Below are 17,298 nucleotides of genomic sequence, written 5' to 3' on the forward strand. Positions count from 1 at the left end.
CTGCACCGGCCGCCACAGCCGACGACACAACACCTCAGTGATCAACACCCCAATGATCACCACCCAGTGGTCACCACCCCAGCGGCAACTTCTCCCGATGGGTCCTCCCGCTCGGTGCCCGGCAGTTGCGACACAAAGGTGATGCCGCGATCCCATCCGCTGGCGTAAGGTGCGCTACTGGATAGCGTCACTTACTTCAGGGGGTTGCATGATTCCGGAACTGGTCAGGACCTGGGCATCGGGCTGGGCCCTGTCACGAAAGACGCCTCGGCCGGTCGAGCACCCCTGGGGGCTCTACATCGAGGTGGGTACGCCCGGCCAAGTGGGGCGCCATGTACTGCCCTGCGCCGACGAGTCCGCGGTCCGTGACGCCGCGGACTCGGTGACCGTGCCGCACACCTGGCTCAAGGTGCCCATGGCGCCCGAGGAGGCCGGGCAGTGGCTCCCGGCGGGCTGGGTGGCGGACAAGGAGGAGTCGGGACATCTGATGGCCGCGGACCTGCGGGCCACCACCGCCCCGGTGGCGCCCAAGGGTTACACCGCGACCGGGGAGAGCCGCGATGGCGTCGTCCACGTCCGGGTGTACGACGCCTCGGGCGAATGTGCCGCCCAGGGGCAGATGGCCGTCCTCGGGCGGGCCGTGGTCGTCGACCGTGTCACGACCGAGGAGGCCCACCGCCGTCGCGGTCTGGGCAACTTCGTGATGCGCACCCTCATCGACCATGCCGTGGACGGGGGCGCGGACCTCGGGGTGCTGGGCGCGACCGACGACGGGCGCGCGCTGTACGAGACGCTGGGATGGAAGGTGCACGCGCCGCTGGCAGCATGCATCTACCGGCCCTGACGATACGGTCGTTGAACAGATGCCGTGCGGGGCGGCGCATGCTGCCTACCTCGTCGCCCCTGCACTGCTGCCCCTGCCCCCGCGTTCGGCAGGGGTGCTGTAGGCGAACCAGGGCAGGAAGAAGTGGGTGGTCGGGCCGACCATGAGTGCGTACAGCACGGTGCCGACGCCCACGCTGCCGTCGAGCAGCCGGCCCACGGCGAGCACGGTGATCTCGATCAGGGTGCGGATGAGCCGGAGGGAACGCCCGGTGGCGGCGGACGCGCCGGTCATCAGCCCGTCGCGGGGGCCGGGCCCGAAGCGCGCGCCGACGTAGACCGCGATGGACAGCCCGTTGAGCAGGACACCGCCGACGAGCAGGCCGACCCGGGCGGGGAGCCCGAGGTCGGATGCGTAGGCCACGACGACGATGTTGGCGACGGTGCCGAACTTCGGCCTCTGCCTGAGCGGGATCCACAACAGCAGCACGAGAACGCCCACCACCGCGGTGAGCGTTCCGAAGCTCAGGAAAGTGTGGTGTGCCAGGCCCTCGTTCAGGACACTCCAGGGGCTGAGGCCCAGTGAGGACCGGACCATGACCGAGAGGCTGAATCCGTACAGGGCGAGCCCGGCGAACAGCTGCGGGAAGCGTCGCAGCGGACGCTCACCGAGGCGGACATAGGTGAGCGGGGGCAGGGACGGGGTCGCACGGGGCCGGAGTGTTGCCGCGACGCGTCCCCCGTGACGGCGGCGCGGGACTTCCCGCTCGTCCTGGTCCGTGAACTTCTGCTCCATGCCGACCGCCTCCACCGTGTGCGCCTGCGCCATAAGGCCATTGGGGGCGACTCTGTACAGTGATTGGACCAGGAAACATGGCCAATCCCGGGGGAGTGGTATGGCCGAGTCGCATCCCTTCCCGCGCGTGGACCGGGCGGACCGCACCGACCGGACCCTGGGCAGCCGCCGGCTCGCCGCCCTGCTGCCCGACCCGGCGGGGGCACGGCCCGCCTACCGGCACCTGGCCCAGGCGATCAGCACCCTGATCCTGGACGGTCGGATCGCGTTGCACGTCAGACTCCCCGCCGAACGGGAACTGGCCACCGCCCTCAACACCAGCAGGACCACCATCACCGCTGTGTACGACCTGCTGCGCGAGAGCGGTTACGCGTACAGCCGCCAGGGCTCCGGCACCTGGACGGACCTGCCGGAGGGCAGTACGCCCCGTGGCATCACCCGGCTCCTCAAAACCCAGGACACCGCCATCGACCTGGCCAGGGCGGCCCCCGGACTGCCGGGGCAGACACTCATCGACGCGCTCGCCCAGGTCACCCCGCAGCTGGCCGAGCACGCGCACACTCCCGGTTACCACCCCTACGGCCTTCCGGAACTGCGCGCCGCCATCGCCGAGCGATTCACCCGGCGGGGCCTGGCCACCCTGCCCGAACAGATCCTGGTGACCTCCGGCGCTCAGCATGCCCTCACCCTGGTCATGGGGCTGCTGTGCCGCCCCGGCGACCGGATCGTGGTCGAGAACCCGTCCTATCCGAACGCTCTGGACGCCATGCGCCGCGCCCGGGTGCGCACCGTGTCGGTCCCGGTGACCGACACCGGCTGGGATGTCGAGATCGTCGAGTCGACCCTGCGGCAGTCGGTGCCCCAACTGGCCTACCTGATACCCGACTTCCAGAACCCGACCGGTTGTCTGATGCCGGATCACGAGCGTGCCCGTGTCCTGCGCGCCGCCCAACGTTCGGGTACCTGGCTCGTCATCGACGAGACCCTGGCCGACCTCGCCCTCGACGTCCCGGCACCGCCGCCCTTCGCCACCCACACCACGCCCGGTGGAGCCGGCCAGGTCGTCACCATCGGCTCGATGAGCAAGACGCACTGGGCGGGGCTGCGTATCGGCTGGCTGCGTGCCCCGGCGCGGCTCGTGACCGAACTCGCCGGCCAGCGGGTCGCCACCGACATGGGCGGCTCGGTCCTGGACCAGCTGCTGGCCCTGGCGCTGCTGGCGCGGGCCGGGGAACTGCTGCCGCCCCGCCTGGAACAGCTGCGCGAGCAACGGGCCGCCCTGGCCGCCGCCTTGGCCGAGCACTTCCCGCAGTGGACCTGGCACCTGCCGTCCGGCGGCCTGTCGCTATGGGTCGACCTGGGCGCACCCATCGCCTCGGCGCTGGCCGAGCGGGCACAGGACTACGGCGTGCGGATGGAGGGCGGTACCTACTTCGCCACCGACCCGGGCATTTTCGAGCAGCGCCTCCGCATCCCCTACACCACACCTCCGGACACCCTGCGCGAGGCCGTGCGCCGGATGGCCGCCGCGCTCGCTGCCGGACCGTCACCCTCGCCCGCCACCCGGCGGCCGCACTGGGTCGCCTGAAGGCGTCCCGCCCGCCCGGACGTCCGCGGGCCGGGGACCGACGCGGTGACCACCCTCATCTACTTCTCCGCGCACGGCGCCTTTCCCCGGCCACAGCCCCAGCGCCCTCGCCTCAGCCCTCCGCCGCGTACCGCCAGAATTCCCGCATCAGCACGGGCGGGGTCGGTCCGGTCAGTGCCAGCTGGGTGAGCAGGATGGTGACCGCGCCGGTGGACGGGGTGAGGTGCGCCGCCGTTCCGGTGCCGCCGATCCAGCCGTAGCGTCCCGGCACGTTCCAGGGCTCGATGGCCTCGATGTCCACCGAGCCGCCGAACCCCCAGCCCTGGCCCTCCAGGAACACCCTGCCCGCCTCGCGCTGGGCAGAGGTCAGGTGGTCGGTGGTCATCTGCCGTACCGATGTCGGCGACAGCAGCCGGCGGCCGTCGACGGTCCCGTCGGCGAGCAGCATCCGGGCGAAGGCGTGCCAGTCGTCGACGGTCGAGACCAGCCCGCCGGCGCCGGACGGGAATGCCGGACGACTGCTCCACTGCCCGTCGGGCGCGTCGACCAGTTCGACACCGCCCGCCTGATCGAGCCGGTAGCAGCTGGTGAACCGGTCGAGCTTGCCGGCCGGTACGTCGAATCCGGTGTCGGCCATGCCCAGCGGCTCGAACAGCCGCTCCGCCAGGAACTCGGGCAACGGTCGGCCGGAGACCCTGGCGATCAGCACCCCCTGGATGTCCGAGGAGGTGTTGTACAGCCAGCCGTCGCCCGGCTGGTGCAGCAGCGGAATGCGGGACAGCGCCGCCATCCATGCGTCCGGCGCCGGGACGAGCTGCGGTTGCGGCGGGCCCTGTTTCAGATCGCTGAACAACCGTCCGACCACCGGCAGCGAGAAGTCCGAGGGGAAGCCGTGTCCGGCGCGCGAAGTGAGCAGATCGAGCACGGTGATCGGTCTGACAGCCGGGACCACCTCGTCGACCGGACCGTCCGGTGAGCGGACGACGGTCGGTGACGCCAATTCCGGCAGCCAGTTCCCGACCGGGTCGTCCAGTGCGATCCGGCCGTCCTCGACCAGCATCATGACCGCCGCGGCGACGACGGGTTTGGTGAGCGAAGCGATCCGGAAGAGCGAATCCCGGGCCATCGGGGAGGTGCCGTCGACGTCGGCCGACCCGACGGCCTGCACCTCGGCCCGGTCGCCGTGCGCCACCAAAGTCACCGCTCCGGGCACCGGCCCGTCGCTGATATGCGTCGTGAGGATGTCGTGCAGGTTGGTCATCAGTCCACCTTCGTAGGTGTGCGGTCCGAGGTAAGACTCCCGCCCCGGCGCGGATTCATCGGGCGGAAGACACCGAATCCGACCCGTTCAGCCGACGCTCATCGACAGGATCTGGCCTCGACAGCTCGTCTTCCCCGCGCCGGACAGGCGGCCGACACCCCCGGGGCTTTGCTCGGTGACCTCTGGAGTCCCACCGGCGGGCGGGGGCGTGGTCGGCCGGCCGGGCTCAACTGGTCTGAGCGGGGCCCGAGTCAAGGAGGTCCTTGGCCGGCCAGATGGCGTCGGGGAAGGCGGCGTCGTCGGAGTCGGTGTCGGGCATGAGGGTGGCGAGCATCTGCTGGGCGGTCTTGGCGTTGTCGTCGGCGCGGGGGAGCATGACGCTTTCGTAGGCGTCGAGGGCCTCGTCGAGGGTGGGGTGGTCGACGACGGCTCGGGCGAGTTCGGCACCGTCGAGCAGGGCGAGGTTGGCGCCGACGCCGATGGGCGGCATCAGGTGGGCGGCGTCGCCGAGCAGGGTGATGCCGGGGACACGCCGCCACGTGTGGGGAGCGGGAAGGACGAACATGGGCCGGTTGATGAAGCCGCCCTCGTTGTCGCGCAGGATGGCCAGCAGGCTCTCGTCCCAGCCCTGGTACTGGGCGAGGAGGCGGGCGCGTACGGCTTCGGTGTCGGCGAGGTCGAGGCCGGAGTGCCAGTCCTGGGGGCCGCGGAAGTTGATGTAGGCGCGGACGTGTCCGTTGCTGTTGCGCTGGAGCACCAGGCCGCGGCGGCCCGCCTTGGCCGACATGGTGCCGCGACCGACCAGGCGGGCGATGCCGGGATGACGGTGGTCGACGTCGTCGAAGTGGGCCTCCACCAAGGTGACACCGGAGTAGGCGGGTTGGGCGTCGGAGAGCGCGGGGCGTACCCGGGACCAGGCGCCGTCGGCGCCGATGACCAGGTCGAAGTCCTCGACGGTGTCGTCATGGTGGTGCAGGCGGGCGGTGCCGTGGGGCAGCGGGGTGACGGCCCTTACGGAGTGGCCCCAGCGGACCGTGCCGGGGGCGAGGGAGTCCAGCAGGAGCGTGCGCAGCCGGCCGCGGTCGATCTCGGGCCTGCTCAGATCGTCCTCGCCGGCCTGGTCGTGGCGTATCAGGTTCGCGCGGCGATCGTAGAGGCGCCACTCCTGGCCTTCGGGCCGGGACAGCGCGAGGAACTGGTCGAACAGTCCGGCTGCGCGCAGGGCGACCTGGCCGGTTTCTTCGTGGATGTCGAGAGTGCCGCCCTGCGAGCGGGAGTTGGGGCCGGACTCATGCTCGAAGGCCGTGACCGGCACGCCGTGCTGCTCCAGGACGCGCGCACAGACGAGGCCGCCGAGGCCGGCGCCGACGATCGCGATGCGAGGGGTGGTGGTGGACATAAGGGTCACGCTCCGTTCTACGGATCAAGCAAGTGCTGGTGAGTTGTGGTGCTGCCCTGGCGATCGGGGCGGGGTGCGGCGCGGCGGCCGGTGTGCGGCGCAGGCGCAGGTTGGTCTTCGGCGCCTGGTGCGGGAACAGGCCGTGGGGACAGACAGGAGGGGCAGGGCGGGCCATCGGCCGGCCGCTCACCCGCCAACAGAAACACAGCAGCTCCAAAAGTACAACTGCTCCGACTTTCTATCTGATCGCCTTTGCGATCGAATCTCCCCCAGGGGGTAGGGTGAGGGCATGGCGGAGACAACGACAGGGCGCCGTGAGCGCAAGAAGGCTCAGACCAGGCAGGCCCTGGCGGATGCCGCACTGCGGCTGTTCACCGAACGCGGCTTTGACGACGTCGGTGTGCGCGAGGTGGCGGAGGCGGCCGATGTCTCGCTGAGCACGCTCTTCAAGCACTTCCCCAGTAAGGAAGCCCTCGTCTTCGACCTGGACGCGGACGTCGAGAGCGCCCTGGTCGCCGCCGTTCGCGACCGAGCCCCCGGTCAGCCCGTGCTGCACGCCCTGCGCGACCACATGGTGCACACCCGAACCGTCGTGCGCACCGACGACCCCACGTTCGTCCTCGTCGAATCCACCCCCGCGCTGCGGGACTACGCCCGGCGCATGTGGTCGCGCCACGAGAAGACCCTGGCCGCCACCCTCGCCGAGGCCACCGGGCTCGCCCCGGACGCCCCCGCAGTCACCGGCCTGGCACGCTTCGCCCTGGAAGCCCCCGGCATCGCCCGCGCGAGCGAAGACCCGGCCCGGACCATGCGCGACCTGTTCGCCCTGCTGGAACACGGCTGGGCCACCACCCCCCTGGCGCGCCAGGAAGACCACCCCGGCCAGGGCGGGTGACCGCGACCGGATGCCGCAGCCACACCGGCTCGGCACCAGGCCGTCCGAAGGCAACAGGAAAAGGCAGCAGGAAAAGGCAGTAGGAAGGGCAGCGCGGGGAGGGACGCGGAGGTGTGGGGAGGGGTGGGGCGGCGATGCAGGCTCTGTGGGACGATTCCGCGTGCGGCGCCGGGCGAAGGCAGATCAGCTCGTGCCGCAGGCAGGCAAGCAGGCTGACATAGCGGTGTGTACGGGGGTAACCGGGTGTTTGCGATCTCGCTGGGTGATGACGGTGCCGAGCTGCGGCCGCTGGAGCCGCGGCATGCCGAGGAGTACCTCGCCCACATCGACCGGGGCCGCGAGTACATCGGCCAGTACATTGCGCTGTCGGACCGCGCCACCGATCTCGTCTCCGCCACGGCGTTCTTGCAGTCGTACGCGGACAAGGCCGCTGCCGACAGCGGTCGTCTCTACGGCATCTGGACGGACGGAGTGCTCGTCGGCGGTGTGCTGTTCCGGACGTTCGACGCCGAGTCCGGCAACTGCGAGGTCGGCTGCTGGCTGGAGGAGGCGGCTGTCGGGCGGGGTTTGATCGCGCGCGCGATCCGGGTGCTCATCGATTGGGCGGTCGAGGAACGTGGGATGCACCGGGTGGAGTGGATCGCGGCCTCCTCCAACACCGCGAGCATCAACGTCGCCAAGCGGCTCGGCATGGTGCGGGACGGAGTGCTGAGGGAGAGCAATCCGTACCGCGGCGTACGGCATGACATGGAGGTCTGGTCGGTCCTGGCCCAGGAGTGGCGCGAGCGGCGCACATCCGGCCGGTGACCGCTGCCGGCCCGAGCCCGGCGGGTTCGGGGCCGGCGATCACCCGTACGCCCGTGCCCGTACGCCGTGCCCGAGGCCGAGCGCCGCCGCAGTGGAGAACCACCACCACGGGGACATCTGCGAAACACCCCTCCAACCGCCCCCTGATGCGGAATCATATAACCAAGACGCCTCGCCTCGTCTCAGCCATGAGAGGTGACGTGGCATCAGCAAGGTGCCCCAACGGGCGCCACACAGGGGGAATTTCATGAGGAACGTACAGCGGACACTGCTCGCCGGAGCGTTGACCGGAGCGCTGGCCTTGACCTTGGGAGCGGGAACCGCGGGTGCTTCGGCGCCCGCCGACGGGGGGCCCGGCACCGCGACCGGCGCCACCACCTTCCAGACGGTGAATGCCCGCAGCGGTGACGTGATCACCTGCAAGCTCACCACCCACCTCCCGCACTACTCCCACCACGCCCACGCCGACAACCGGCACATGGTGAACGTCACCGCCGACATCAAGTGCACCAAGGGCGTGGCGCGGCTCGCCCTCCGTGTCGGCCTGTACAAGAACGGAAGCCTGTACAAGCAGAGCGGGACCAAGGCCAATGCCGGAAAGAACAAGGTGAGCCAGAACGCCGCGCGCCGCTGCGTCAAGAGGCAGAAGTACACCGGGTACGCCGCCGGTGTGGTCACCTTCCCGCCCGGGTACACCCCGCACACCAAGCAGGTGAAGCACACCAGCGCCACGGTCCGTATCAACGCCTGCAAGAAGCGCTGACCGGACTTCACACCGAAGGCGCCGATCCTTCCGCGTCAGGCGCTCGACGAACGGCTCAGCCGATCCGGTCGTTGAGCGCCACCGGGAACACTTCGAAGAGTGGTTCGCCCGCCAATCGCTCCGCCAGGCGGGCGGACCCGCCGAGGTAAGTCGAATCGAGGTCCACGTCCGTGGCGACGCACCAGGCCCGGTCCTGCGGCCACCACAGGTTCGGAGCCTGCGGAAAGAAGACCCCCGCACTCCGGTCTCCCAGAGCCGTTGCCGCTTCGATCGGCCCCTCGTACAACGCGTAGGCGCGCCCGCTCAACTGCACCCGTGGCCCCTCGTCATGGAGCCAGCCCCACCCTTCCCAGAGCCCGAAGAGGCACTGCCGCGGGGTGCTGGTCTCCGTCGCCAGCAGGGCGCACAGCGCCGCCAGCACATGCTCGGGCAGCGAACCCTGCCACGGTGGCTCGTCCCCCGGACCGGCCACCTCCTCGAAGCGCGCCAGAGGGTGCAGCCTGCGGCCGGACCGCTGGGCGACCTCAGCCCACCGCTCGAACCGGCCGTCCGCCGGTTCGCTGGGATGCAGCAGCCGTACATACGCCTCGAACCCGGCCGGCAGCAGGGCCTGCACACCACTGTCGAACCCGCCGACCCCGTTCTCGATCCAGCGGGCGGACGACAGCTCATCGACCCGATGCGGCGGCCGGGCCTCGTCTCGTGACCACGTCATGACTTTCGCTCCCCCTCATCCCTGACAGGCCCTCAGTATGACCCGGGGCGATGCCACCGGCTGAGTTATCCACAGGGCCGGGTTCACGGCGCCGGCGCTGCCGACCGGATGGGTCCCGGTCGGCAACGCCGGACGGACAGCGGGGTCAGGCGGCCTGCTGTAGCCGGTGCAGCGATGCCACCAGCTTGTCCACCTCCTCGGATGTGTTGTACAGCGCGAGCGAGGCACGGGCCGCGCTCTCCAGGCCGTAGTGGGCCAGTGCCGGTTGGGCACAGTGGTGGCCGGCCCGGATGGCGATGCCGTCGCGGTCCAGCCAGTCGGCGATCGTTGACGGGTCGTGGCCCGCGAGGGTGAAGGTGAGTACGGCGATCCTGTCGGGCGCGGAGCCCAGCAGCTCAAGTCCGGGGACCGTGGCCAGGGCCTGTTGTGCGTATGCCATCAGCGAGGTCTCGTAGGCCGCGATGGCGTCCCGGTCGAAGGACGTCAGCCAGTTGAGCGCGGACAGCAGTCCGACCACCCCGGAGATGTGCCCCGTACCGGCCTCCAGGAGGTGAGGCACGGGGGCATAGGTGGTTCGGGTGAAGTCGACCGACTCGATCATGTTGCCGCCACCCTGCCACGGCGCCATGTTCCGCATGACCTCCGGCTTCGCGTACAAGGCGCCGATGCCCGTCGGGGCGAACAGCTTGTGGCCGGAGAACACATAGAAGTCGGCGTCCAGGTCCTGCACATCGACCGGGAAGTGCGCCACCGCCTGTGCCCCGTCCACCAGTACCTTGGCGCCGTAGCGATGGGCGAGTGCGGTCATCTCGCGCACCGGCGGCACGGTGCCGAGCACATTCGACGCCTGGCTGACCGCCACGAGCTGGGTGCGCATGGAGAGCAGATCGGCGTACGCGTCGAGGTCGATCTGCCCGTCCGGTTGCAGTGGTACGGGTACCACCCGGGCCCGGGTCTCCTTGGCGATCAACTGCCAGGGGACGATGTTCGAATGGTGCTCCAGTACAGGCACCAGGATGTCGTCCCCCGGACCGAGGTTGGCCCGCCCCCAGGTCTGGGCGACCAGGTTGATCCCCTCGGTGGTGCCGCGTACGAAGACGATGTCGTCCGGTGACGCCGCGCCCAGGAACTGGGCGACCGCCGCCCGGCCCGCTTCGTACGCCTCGGTGGCTTCCCGGGCCATGGTGTGCGCACCACGGTGGATGTTGGAGTTGGCGGATCCGTAGAAGCCGGCCAGTGTCTCGATCACCTGGCGGGGCTTCTGTGTGGTGGCCCCGTTGTCCAGCCAGACCAGCGGGTGCCCGTTCACGGTCCGGTGCAGGATCGGGAAGTCCCGGCGCGCCACCTCGGGTGAGAAGGCTGCGGGCTGACCGGGGAGACCAACGGGCTCTGTAGGTACGAGAGTTGGTTGTGCGGATGGGATGGCGGGCTGTACGGGGTGGGCGGCGGACGGGGCAGCCGTGGCGGCCGGGGCGGCGGAGACCGGGCCCGTGGCCGGGGCTGGTGGGGAGTCCGTGACCATGCTCGTGGACGGGTCCGTGACCGGGGCCGTGGACGGGGCCGTGGACGGGGCTGTGCCCGTGCCCGTGATCATGGCCAGGGCCGCAGCCAGCGCCGTAACCGGATCGGCAGGCATCAGGCCGCCGGCCGGAGCGTCCGGAGCCGGAGCCGGAGCCGTGCTCGGCCACAGACTCCGGGGAACGTCAGGAGTAGTCATGGTAGTTGGAGACCTCGACGTTCTGGAGCACGGCCAGCGCGTCCTCCACCAGCACCGCGGTGTTGAAGTACGCCGTCATCAGGTACGACGTGATGCCCTTCGGGTCGACGCCCATGTTCCGCATCGACAGGCCGGGTTCCACCTCGTCCTCCACCTTCGCGGGACGCAGGCCCACCACGCCCTGCTCGGCCTCGCCCGTGCGCATCAGCAGGATCTCGGTGGTGCCGATGCCCGCACTGCCGGAGAAGCGCACCTTGTCGGACGGGAGCAGCGGGACGCCACGCCAGGTCAGCAGCGGGCTGCCGAACCGGTTGTCGATGATCGGGGGCACGCCCCGGCGCGTACACTCCCGCCCGAACGCGGCAATGGCCCTGGGGTGTGCGAGGAAGTACCCGGGCTGCTTCCAGACCCGGGTCAGCAGCTCGTCCAGATCGTCGGGGGTCGGGGAACCGGTGCGCGCCTGCACCCGCTGACCCGGGGCCACGTTGTTGAAGAGACCGAATTCCGGATGGTTGAGCAGCGCGGCCTCCTGCCGTTCACGCAGCGCGTGCACGGTCAGGTTGGACTGGGCACGGGTCTGGTCGATGGGTCCGTTGTAGAGGTCGGAGACCCGGGTGTGCACCCGCAGCACGGTCTGCGCCAGGGTCATGTGGTACTCGCGGGGAGTGTCCTCGTAGTCGACGAACGTCCTGGGGAGCTCGGGTTCGCCGACATGCCCGGCGCTGAGATCGACCGGTACCTCGGCGCCCGGCAGCACCCCGTCCGCCGCGACGTAGGCATCCAACGCTCCCCGCACTGTCGCATCGCGGTCGCACAGCCCGGCGAGCACGCTGCGTTCGACGCACAGTGCCACGCCAGGGGTGAGCGCCTTGACGCGGTAGGGCAGCGGCTCGGAACGGGTCCAGGCGCCGAGATCGAAGAACTGGCCGTCGCCGATCACTTCGAGTACGGCGTCCTCGCCGTAGCGGCCGCTCACCCGCTTCTCGGCGCGGCCCTGGGCGATCACCCACAGCTGGTCGTGCGCGTCACCGTCCTGGGCCAGCATTTCGCCGGCCTCGAAGGTGACTTCGGTGAAGGAGTGCGCCAGTTCGGAGAGCAGTGCGTCGTCGGCGTCCCTGAGGTACGGCAGTTCCCGCAGGTCTCCCGGGACGACGCGGGGCGAACCGCCGTCGGAGTGGGTGCTGATCCGATCGTCGCCGAGGACGTAGGTGCGACGGCGGTTGACGCGGAAGACGCCCGACTCGACGTCCACCCAGGGCAGGGCGCGGAGCAGATAGCGCGGGGTGATGCCGCGCATCTGCGGGCTGGTCTTGGTCGTGGTCGCGAGCTGCCGTGCGGCATCCGGGCTGAGACTGGTCTGGTCGTTCACAGGACCCCTCCTCGTCGACAGGCATGCCGGACGGCCGGCGCACGGCCGAACGACACGCGGAACCCTGATCGTCTTGTCGAAGCCCGTTCGCCCGCAACCAACCGTTTGCCGGCGTTAGGCCTGAAATGCTTGCCGCACGAAATTCGCAATTACGCATGAACGTGCTAATGCTTGCCATTGCGACGCCGCTACCATGCGTGGGCATTCCGGAACCTCGTCGCGTCAAGGCGTCGGGCCCTCTCGCCCCGCTCCTCCGGGCACCCGATATGCGACGTGATTTACCCTCATAAGGGCGCTTGGCGATTCCTAAAGGATGGCTTATGCGTGGGGAGTTGACGATCCGTCAGCACCGCGCAAGCGCCGCCGCGGCCTCGCGCTCCGCCTCACGCTTTCGTGCCGGATGTGCTGGGCGAGGTACGCTCGATGCGTCTCAGGGCGTCTCGGGCGCGTGCGGCGGCGGGGCCTTCGGCGGTGGCGTAACCGCGGAGAACGGGCAGGGCGCCGGAGGCGTCACCGGTGATCTCCCACAGTGCGGAAGCCGCTGCCACGCGCAGTTCGCCCGTCTCCGTCGCGGTGTCGCGCAAACTGCGCAGGACGGGGGAGGCGGACAGGGCTCGCGGGCCCAACTCGCCCAGCCAGGCACAGGCGTTGGTGTCGAATCGCCAGCCACGCCGCCCCGCGACTCGGCCGGGGCGGTCACGGCGCGCAAGGACATTCAGGAGTAGGAGCACTACCTCGTCGTCCGATGACTCGCCCAGGCCCATCAGGGTGCGGATGGCGGCAAGCCCGAGTTCGAGGTCCCCCGTGCGGGCGAGCCGACGCAGAGCGGACAGTGCGGCCTCGTCGGACAGCCCCCACGTGCGCAGGAACGTACAGGCGGCTGAAGCCGCTTCGAGCACATCGAACTCGGGTGAATCGGTGGCGTCGATGCGGCGGCTCAGCCGCTCCAGAGCGGTGACGACCTGGGGGAGCGCAGGGGCACCCCCGCGCCATGCGGAGGTACCGGTCAGCAGCGAGCAGACCTCGGCGGCCGGAAGGTCGTGGCCGAGCCGCGCCCGGATGTGCGGCCACAGATGGTCGGCCAGGTCCGCCGTTGCCCGCAGCAGTCCGGCGTGCACGGTGCCCTGCCGGATCCGCTGCTGTATCGGGGGATGCACCGGGGGTCGCCGCGCCGGGCGAGCACGCCGAGGGCCCTCTCGAACACGTCGGCGTCGGCGTCGGAGCCGGAGAGGGAGTCGGTGCCCGAGCGGGAGCCGGGGTCGGGGGCTTGCAGGATTCCCGCCAGGGCTTCGGTGTAGGTGCGGTGCGCGGGGAGATGGTGGGTGTTGACGGCCGCGCGCCGTACAAGCGGGTCGGGGTGTTCGAGCAGGGATGCGACAGCCCGCGCATGGCCCGCAAAGGCATCGCGGTCCTGCTGGAACAGTCGGTCCGCGGCCTCGACCAGCACGGGTGCCGCCGAGGCGTCGAGGCGGCCGTCCCACAGACCGGGCAGCATCCGGGTCAGCCAGCGGGAGCGCAGCCCGGGTGTCGGGGTGAGCCAGGAATCGACCGCGTCCACGGAGCCGTACGCCGCCGGCAGGCCGCACCATTCCGGGTCGCACCATGCCAGTTCCGCGAGCGCCTCACCGGCCTCGCCGCCGCACAGAGTGAGAGCCTCCAGCGCCTCGCCGATCACCTCGGCATCGGTCTCCGCGACCGGAGGCAGGAGCAGGCCGAGGGCGGCTCCCAGCGCGTCGGCCGGTTCACCTTGCAGACGGCGCCGTAGGTGGTCGCGCACTTCCGGTCGGTCGCAGTGCAGGCCCAGGGCGAAGAGCAGCCCGAGCCTGACGGGGGCATCGGGGTCACTCTCACTGCGGGCCAGGAGCGCGGGGATCACCACCTCCTCGGCGGGCGCGTGCGCGTAGGCGAGCACCACGGGCAGGATGCGTCGCACCGCGATGTCCGGGTGGGAGAGCCGTGCCAGAAGCGCGGGAAGCCCCGCGGTGAGGGGTCTGGACAGTTTGTCCGCCCACTCACCGACGGGGCCACAACCCTCCGCGTCGTCCGGTATCCCGAGGTCGGCTGTCAGCGCCTCAAGGGCGGCACCACTGCGGCGGCCCGGTTCGTCGAGCTCGACATCGAAGTCCCGGTGGACAACGGTCTCCCAGAGAAACGCGACGCGCGGGTCACCCATGGAACTCATGCGCGCACCCTAGCCGTCCGGACGGACAGCAGCAGGTCAAGGCGTAGGACCCATGGATGAGGCCCGCGCTGCCGGCGCCGACTCGCTCCGGTCCGGGTCCGGTTGGTCTCAGGTCAGGTCAGGTCAGGTCCGGCTTCGGTTCCGGCTCAGGTTCCTCCTACTGCGGCTTGAAGGAACGGATCTGATAGCTGCCCTGGAGGTTGCCGCCGGCCCCGGAGGGGGTGGACCCGACGCGTGCGTGGTAGTTGGTCTGTGTGTAGTACTGCACCCGATGCCTGGTGTTGTTCCATACGGAACGCACATTCTGTCCCCTCTGGATGAAGGAGCAGTCGTCGGCGGTGTTCGCCTTGCTGGACTGTGACCACTGGCAACGGGTCCCCCCGCCGTTCCAGTCGCTGTAGATGCAGAAATATCCGGAGGTGCAGTTGAAGGCCGCCGCGCGGGCGGATTCCGTAGGTGTCGCGGACGCCGTGGGTACGGTCCCCAAGGCGGCGGCCAGGGCAGCTGCGGCGACGGCGAACGAGCGGATGCGGCGCATGGTGGAACTCCTTTTCCTCGATGGACGGCCGGAGGGGCGGGGCCGCTCCGGATCGGCTGGGAAGGATCACGCACGAGCAGGAAAGCGACGCCCGGCCGGCGCCATCGGCGGCCGGCGGCGAAGCGTCACCAGTATGGTTCGCGGTCGTGATGCCCACTCAGGGCATTTCTGGCCGCACCAGGGGCTGTTGGAGCGTGGCGGCGCAGGTCCCCGGCGTACGCCGCACGCACCACCACTCACGCGGAGAGCACCACGACGCGGCCCGTCACAACCTTCACCACCCCGGCCCGTCCCGCTCGCCCGCAGACCCCGGTGGCGGCGTGGCGGACCGCAACTCCCCTCAAGCAAGCGGGCCATGGGATCACCGTCGGTTCGGCATCACAGTCGGTTCGGTACCACGGTCGGTTCGGCATCACGGGCCGGCCTCGCGACGTCCGCGGTGAACCGGAAGCCCGCTCGTGTCTCGCATCGCGGACGTCATGGCAGCTGAAGGTATTGCCTGTTGTGGGGAACGGCGTCCGGTATGGCCCTGGCCCCCGGCCCGGCCTCGACGCTGTGGCGCCTTTGATTGCAAGGGACATCCGTGCAAAGGGGTGCCGCTCCCGAGGGGAGATCCGTATTGTCAGCTCGCGCCGGAGCCTTCCCTTCCGGGATTCCTGGTGGGATCCCCCACGGCCCGCGCGATACCCGGCAGTATCTGCACCGAGGAGCAGTGGTGACACCCCTGATCGTACCGGTCATGATCATATTCGGCATATTCCTGCTCGCCATGGTGATTGTGGGCATCTGGACGTATCAGGAGACCTTGACGTTCTCCGACTTCGCTCTCGGTGGGCGTCGGCTGAGTGCGCCGCTGGCCGCGCTGTCCGCGGGGGCCAGCGATATGTCCGGCTGGCTGTTCCTGGGACTGCCAGGTGCCGTCTACGCGGCGGGGATCGGCGCCTCGTGGATCGCCGTCGGCCTGGCCGTCGGCACCTACCTCAACTGGCGGCTGGTCGCGCCGCGTCTGCGTACGTACACCGAGCTGGCCGGCGACGCCAAGACGCTGTCGGCCTACCTGGAGGAGCGGTTCGAGGACGGCAGCAGGATGCTGCGCCTGGTCTCGGCAACCGTCACCGTCGTGTTCTTCACCGTCTACGTGGCCAGCGGACTCCTGGCCGGGGGAGTGCTGTTCGAGGGGATCTTCGGGGGCGGCTTCGAGTTCGCGCTCACCGTCTTCGCCGTGGTGATCGTCGTCTACACCGTGCTGGGCGGCTTCCGTGCGGTGAGTGTGACGCACTCGGTGCAGGCCACCCTGATGTTCTGCGCGGCCGTGGCCCTCCCCGTGATCGGCATCGGACTGCTCGGGGGATTCGGCGCGATGCATGATGCGCTCGCCGACCAGACTCCCGCCCTGCTGGACATGGGAGCCAAGGCCCACTTCGACGGCGCCCGGTGGACGTCCGGTGAGCCGCTCGGTGCGGTGGCCGTGATCTCCCTGCTCGCCTGGGGACTGGGCTACTTCGGCCAGCCGCACATCCTGGCCCGCTTCATGAGTATCCGCAGCACCCGCGAGATCCCCTTGGCCCGCCGTATCGGTGTGAGCTGGGTGGTCGTCTGTCTGGCCGGCGCCTCGCTCGTGGGACTGGTGGGGATCGCGGCGCTCGACCAGCCGCTGGAGAATCCGGAGACCGTCGTCATCGAACTCTGCGCCCAGCTGGTCAACCCCTGGATCGCGGGCATCCTGCTGGTCGCCGTGCTGGCCGCGATCAAGTCCACTGCGGACAGCCAGCTGTTGGTCTCGGCGATGGCCCTCACCGAGGACTTCTACCGGGCGTTCGTCAAGCGGCGGGCCTCGGATGCGGCCATGGTGCTGGCGGCTCGTGTGACGGTGGTGGTCGTCGCGCTGGTGGCCTACGCCATCGCCCTCAGCGGCGGCGCCGTACTGGACATCGTCGCGTACGCCTGGGCGGGCTTCGGCGCCGCCTTCGGACCGGTCATCCTGCTGTCGCTCTACTGGCCGAGCATGACGCGGGCCGGAGCGATGGCCGGCATCGTGACGGGAGCGGTCACGGTCGTCATGTGGAAGCAGATCGATCCGCTCCTCGGGCCGCTCCAGTCGGGCATCTACGAGATGGTGCCGGGCGTGCTCGCCGCCACCGCGGCGGCGCTGGTCTTCGGGAAGTTCGTCGGCCACCCTCCGCGCCGCACCTGGTCGGGCCCTATGGAGCGGAAGGCCACCGCGGTGCCGGTCGGCTGAGTCCGCGGGTCGGCACGGCCGGCTGCCGGGTGCCGAGCCGTGCCCCGGCCGGGGCGGAGGGCCCGCCGCTGTGACTGCTCGTCCGGTCGCCGGTCGTTGGTCGCCGGTCGCCGACGCAGGGTGCGGCTCCGGGCGCAGGGCGCATTATGATCCGAAGAGGCTCAGCCCGCACCACGACTGGAAAAGATGTGCCTCTCCACTGTTCCG

The 17,298-nt window shown here is 70.2% G+C and carries 15 protein-coding genes; 6 read left to right on the forward strand and 9 right to left on the reverse strand.

Annotated features, from left to right (window positions below; genetic code table 11):
• Positions 1-208: 208 nt before the first annotated feature.
• Positions 209-844, forward strand: coding sequence for a GNAT family N-acetyltransferase (locus tag M8I34_RS21270; protein ID WP_250051243.1), 636 nt, complete (start codon positions 209-211; stop codon positions 842-844).
• A gap of 45 nt (positions 845-889) precedes the next feature.
• Here the strand turns inward: M8I34_RS21270 and M8I34_RS21275 are convergent, their stop codons facing one another.
• Positions 890-1,651: a YitT family protein gene (locus M8I34_RS21275; protein WP_250051245.1), complete on the reverse strand. Its 762-nt coding sequence runs from the start codon at positions 1,649-1,651 to the stop codon at positions 890-892.
• A gap of 67 nt (positions 1,652-1,718) precedes the next feature.
• On the opposite strand from M8I34_RS21275, the gene M8I34_RS21280 reads away from it, so the two are divergent.
• Positions 1,719-3,206 (forward strand): PLP-dependent aminotransferase family protein, encoded by a 1,488-nt coding sequence (locus M8I34_RS21280; protein ID WP_250051247.1) that lies wholly within the window; start codon positions 1,719-1,721, stop codon positions 3,204-3,206.
• 112 nt (positions 3,207-3,318) lie between these two features.
• On the opposite strand, the gene M8I34_RS21285 is transcribed toward M8I34_RS21280, so the two are convergent.
• Positions 3,319-4,467, reverse strand: coding sequence for a serine hydrolase (locus M8I34_RS21285; RefSeq protein ID WP_250051248.1), 1,149 nt, complete (start codon positions 4,465-4,467; stop codon positions 3,319-3,321).
• A 226-nt stretch (positions 4,468-4,693) separates the two neighbouring features.
• Positions 4,694-5,866 carry an NAD(P)/FAD-dependent oxidoreductase gene (locus M8I34_RS21290; protein ID WP_250051258.1) on the reverse strand — a complete coding sequence of 391 codons (1,173 nt, stop codon included), beginning with the start codon at positions 5,864-5,866 and terminating at the stop codon, positions 4,694-4,696.
• Positions 5,867-6,155: 289 nt separating this feature from the next.
• Between M8I34_RS21290 and M8I34_RS21295 the strand changes: the two genes are divergently transcribed.
• The 3 genes from M8I34_RS21295 to M8I34_RS21305 all read left to right on the forward strand — a co-directional run bounded on the left by M8I34_RS21295 (position 6,156) and on the right by M8I34_RS21305 (position 8,331).
• Positions 6,156-6,761 carry a TetR/AcrR family transcriptional regulator gene (locus tag M8I34_RS21295; protein ID WP_250051260.1) on the forward strand — a complete coding sequence of 202 codons (606 nt, stop codon included), beginning with the start codon at positions 6,156-6,158 and terminating at the stop codon, positions 6,759-6,761.
• A gap of 243 nt (positions 6,762-7,004) precedes the next feature.
• Positions 7,005-7,568, forward strand: coding sequence for a GNAT family N-acetyltransferase (locus tag M8I34_RS21300; protein ID WP_250051412.1), 564 nt, complete (start codon positions 7,005-7,007; stop codon positions 7,566-7,568).
• Positions 7,569-7,815: 247 nt separating this feature from the next.
• Positions 7,816-8,331 (forward strand): hypothetical protein, encoded by a 516-nt coding sequence (locus M8I34_RS21305; RefSeq protein ID WP_250051262.1) that lies wholly within the window; start codon positions 7,816-7,818, stop codon positions 8,329-8,331.
• A 55-nt stretch (positions 8,332-8,386) separates the two neighbouring features.
• Here the strand turns inward: M8I34_RS21305 and M8I34_RS21310 are convergent, their stop codons facing one another.
• The 6 genes from M8I34_RS21310 to M8I34_RS21335 all read right to left on the reverse strand — a co-directional run bounded on the left by M8I34_RS21310 (position 8,387) and on the right by M8I34_RS21335 (position 14,852).
• Positions 8,387-9,046: a hypothetical protein gene (locus tag M8I34_RS21310; protein WP_250051263.1), complete on the reverse strand. Its 660-nt coding sequence runs from the start codon at positions 9,044-9,046 to the stop codon at positions 8,387-8,389.
• Between the two features lie 145 nt (positions 9,047-9,191).
• Complete coding sequence (locus M8I34_RS21315; RefSeq protein ID WP_250051414.1) at positions 9,192-10,568, reverse strand: cysteine desulfurase; 1,377 nt, start codon at positions 10,566-10,568, stop codon at positions 9,192-9,194.
• A 181-nt stretch (positions 10,569-10,749) separates the two neighbouring features.
• Entirely contained in the window at positions 10,750-12,132 is a 1,383-nt protein-coding gene (locus tag M8I34_RS21320; protein ID WP_250051265.1) for a family 2B encapsulin nanocompartment shell protein, read from the reverse strand.
• Positions 12,133-12,515: 383 nt separating this feature from the next.
• Positions 12,516-13,250, reverse strand: a complete 735-nt coding sequence (locus M8I34_RS21325) for a hypothetical protein (RefSeq protein ID WP_250051267.1) — start codon at positions 13,248-13,250, stop codon at positions 12,516-12,518.
• Entirely contained in the window at positions 13,139-14,314 is a 1,176-nt protein-coding gene (locus M8I34_RS21330; protein ID WP_250051269.1) for a hypothetical protein, read from the reverse strand. Before M8I34_RS21330 ends, M8I34_RS21325 begins: the two co-directional genes overlap by 112 nt.
• A 157-nt stretch (positions 14,315-14,471) precedes the next feature.
• On the reverse strand, positions 14,472-14,852 hold the full coding sequence (locus tag M8I34_RS21335) for a peptidase inhibitor family I36 protein (protein WP_250051272.1): 381 nt from the start codon (positions 14,850-14,852) through the stop codon (positions 14,472-14,474).
• Positions 14,853-15,591: 739 nt separating this feature from the next.
• Here M8I34_RS21335 and putP point away from each other — a divergent pair.
• Positions 15,592-17,091, forward strand: coding sequence for a sodium/proline symporter PutP (gene putP, locus M8I34_RS21340; RefSeq protein WP_250051274.1), 1,500 nt, complete (start codon positions 15,592-15,594; stop codon positions 17,089-17,091).
• The last annotated feature ends 207 nt before the right edge of the window (positions 17,092-17,298 follow it).

Origin of the sequence: Streptomyces sp. MCA2, from assembly GCF_023544705.1 — a bacterium.
GTDB classification, from domain to species: Bacteria; Actinomycetota; Actinomycetes; order Streptomycetales; family Streptomycetaceae; genus Streptomyces; species Streptomyces decoyicus.

Coding starts and splice junctions, on each gene's coding strand:
- M8I34_RS21315 (WP_250051414.1), bottom strand. CDS start 10,568: ATGGTCACGGACTCCCCACCAGCCCCGGCCACGGGCCCGGTCTCCGCC.
- M8I34_RS21270 (WP_250051243.1), top strand. CDS start 209: ATGATTCCGGAACTGGTCAGGACCTGGGCATCGGGCTGGGCCCTGTCA.
- putP (WP_250051274.1), top strand. CDS start 15,592: ATGATCATATTCGGCATATTCCTGCTCGCCATGGTGATTGTGGGCATC.
- M8I34_RS21335 (WP_250051272.1), bottom strand. CDS start 14,852: ATGCGCCGCATCCGCTCGTTCGCCGTCGCCGCAGCTGCCCTGGCCGCC.
- M8I34_RS21330 (WP_250051269.1), bottom strand. CDS start 14,314: ATGAGTTCCATGGGTGACCCGCGCGTCGCGTTTCTCTGGGAGACCGTT.
- M8I34_RS21280 (WP_250051247.1), top strand. CDS start 1,719: ATGGCCGAGTCGCATCCCTTCCCGCGCGTGGACCGGGCGGACCGCACC.
- M8I34_RS21275 (WP_250051245.1), bottom strand. CDS start 1,651: ATGGCGCAGGCGCACACGGTGGAGGCGGTCGGCATGGAGCAGAAGTTC.
- M8I34_RS21290 (WP_250051258.1), bottom strand. CDS start 5,866: ATGTCCACCACCACCCCTCGCATCGCGATCGTCGGCGCCGGCCTCGGC.
- M8I34_RS21285 (WP_250051248.1), bottom strand. CDS start 4,467: ATGACCAACCTGCACGACATCCTCACGACGCATATCAGCGACGGGCCG.
- M8I34_RS21310 (WP_250051263.1), bottom strand. CDS start 9,046: ATGACGTGGTCACGAGACGAGGCCCGGCCGCCGCATCGGGTCGATGAG.
- M8I34_RS21295 (WP_250051260.1), top strand. CDS start 6,156: ATGGCGGAGACAACGACAGGGCGCCGTGAGCGCAAGAAGGCTCAGACC.
- M8I34_RS21305 (WP_250051262.1), top strand. CDS start 7,816: ATGAGGAACGTACAGCGGACACTGCTCGCCGGAGCGTTGACCGGAGCG.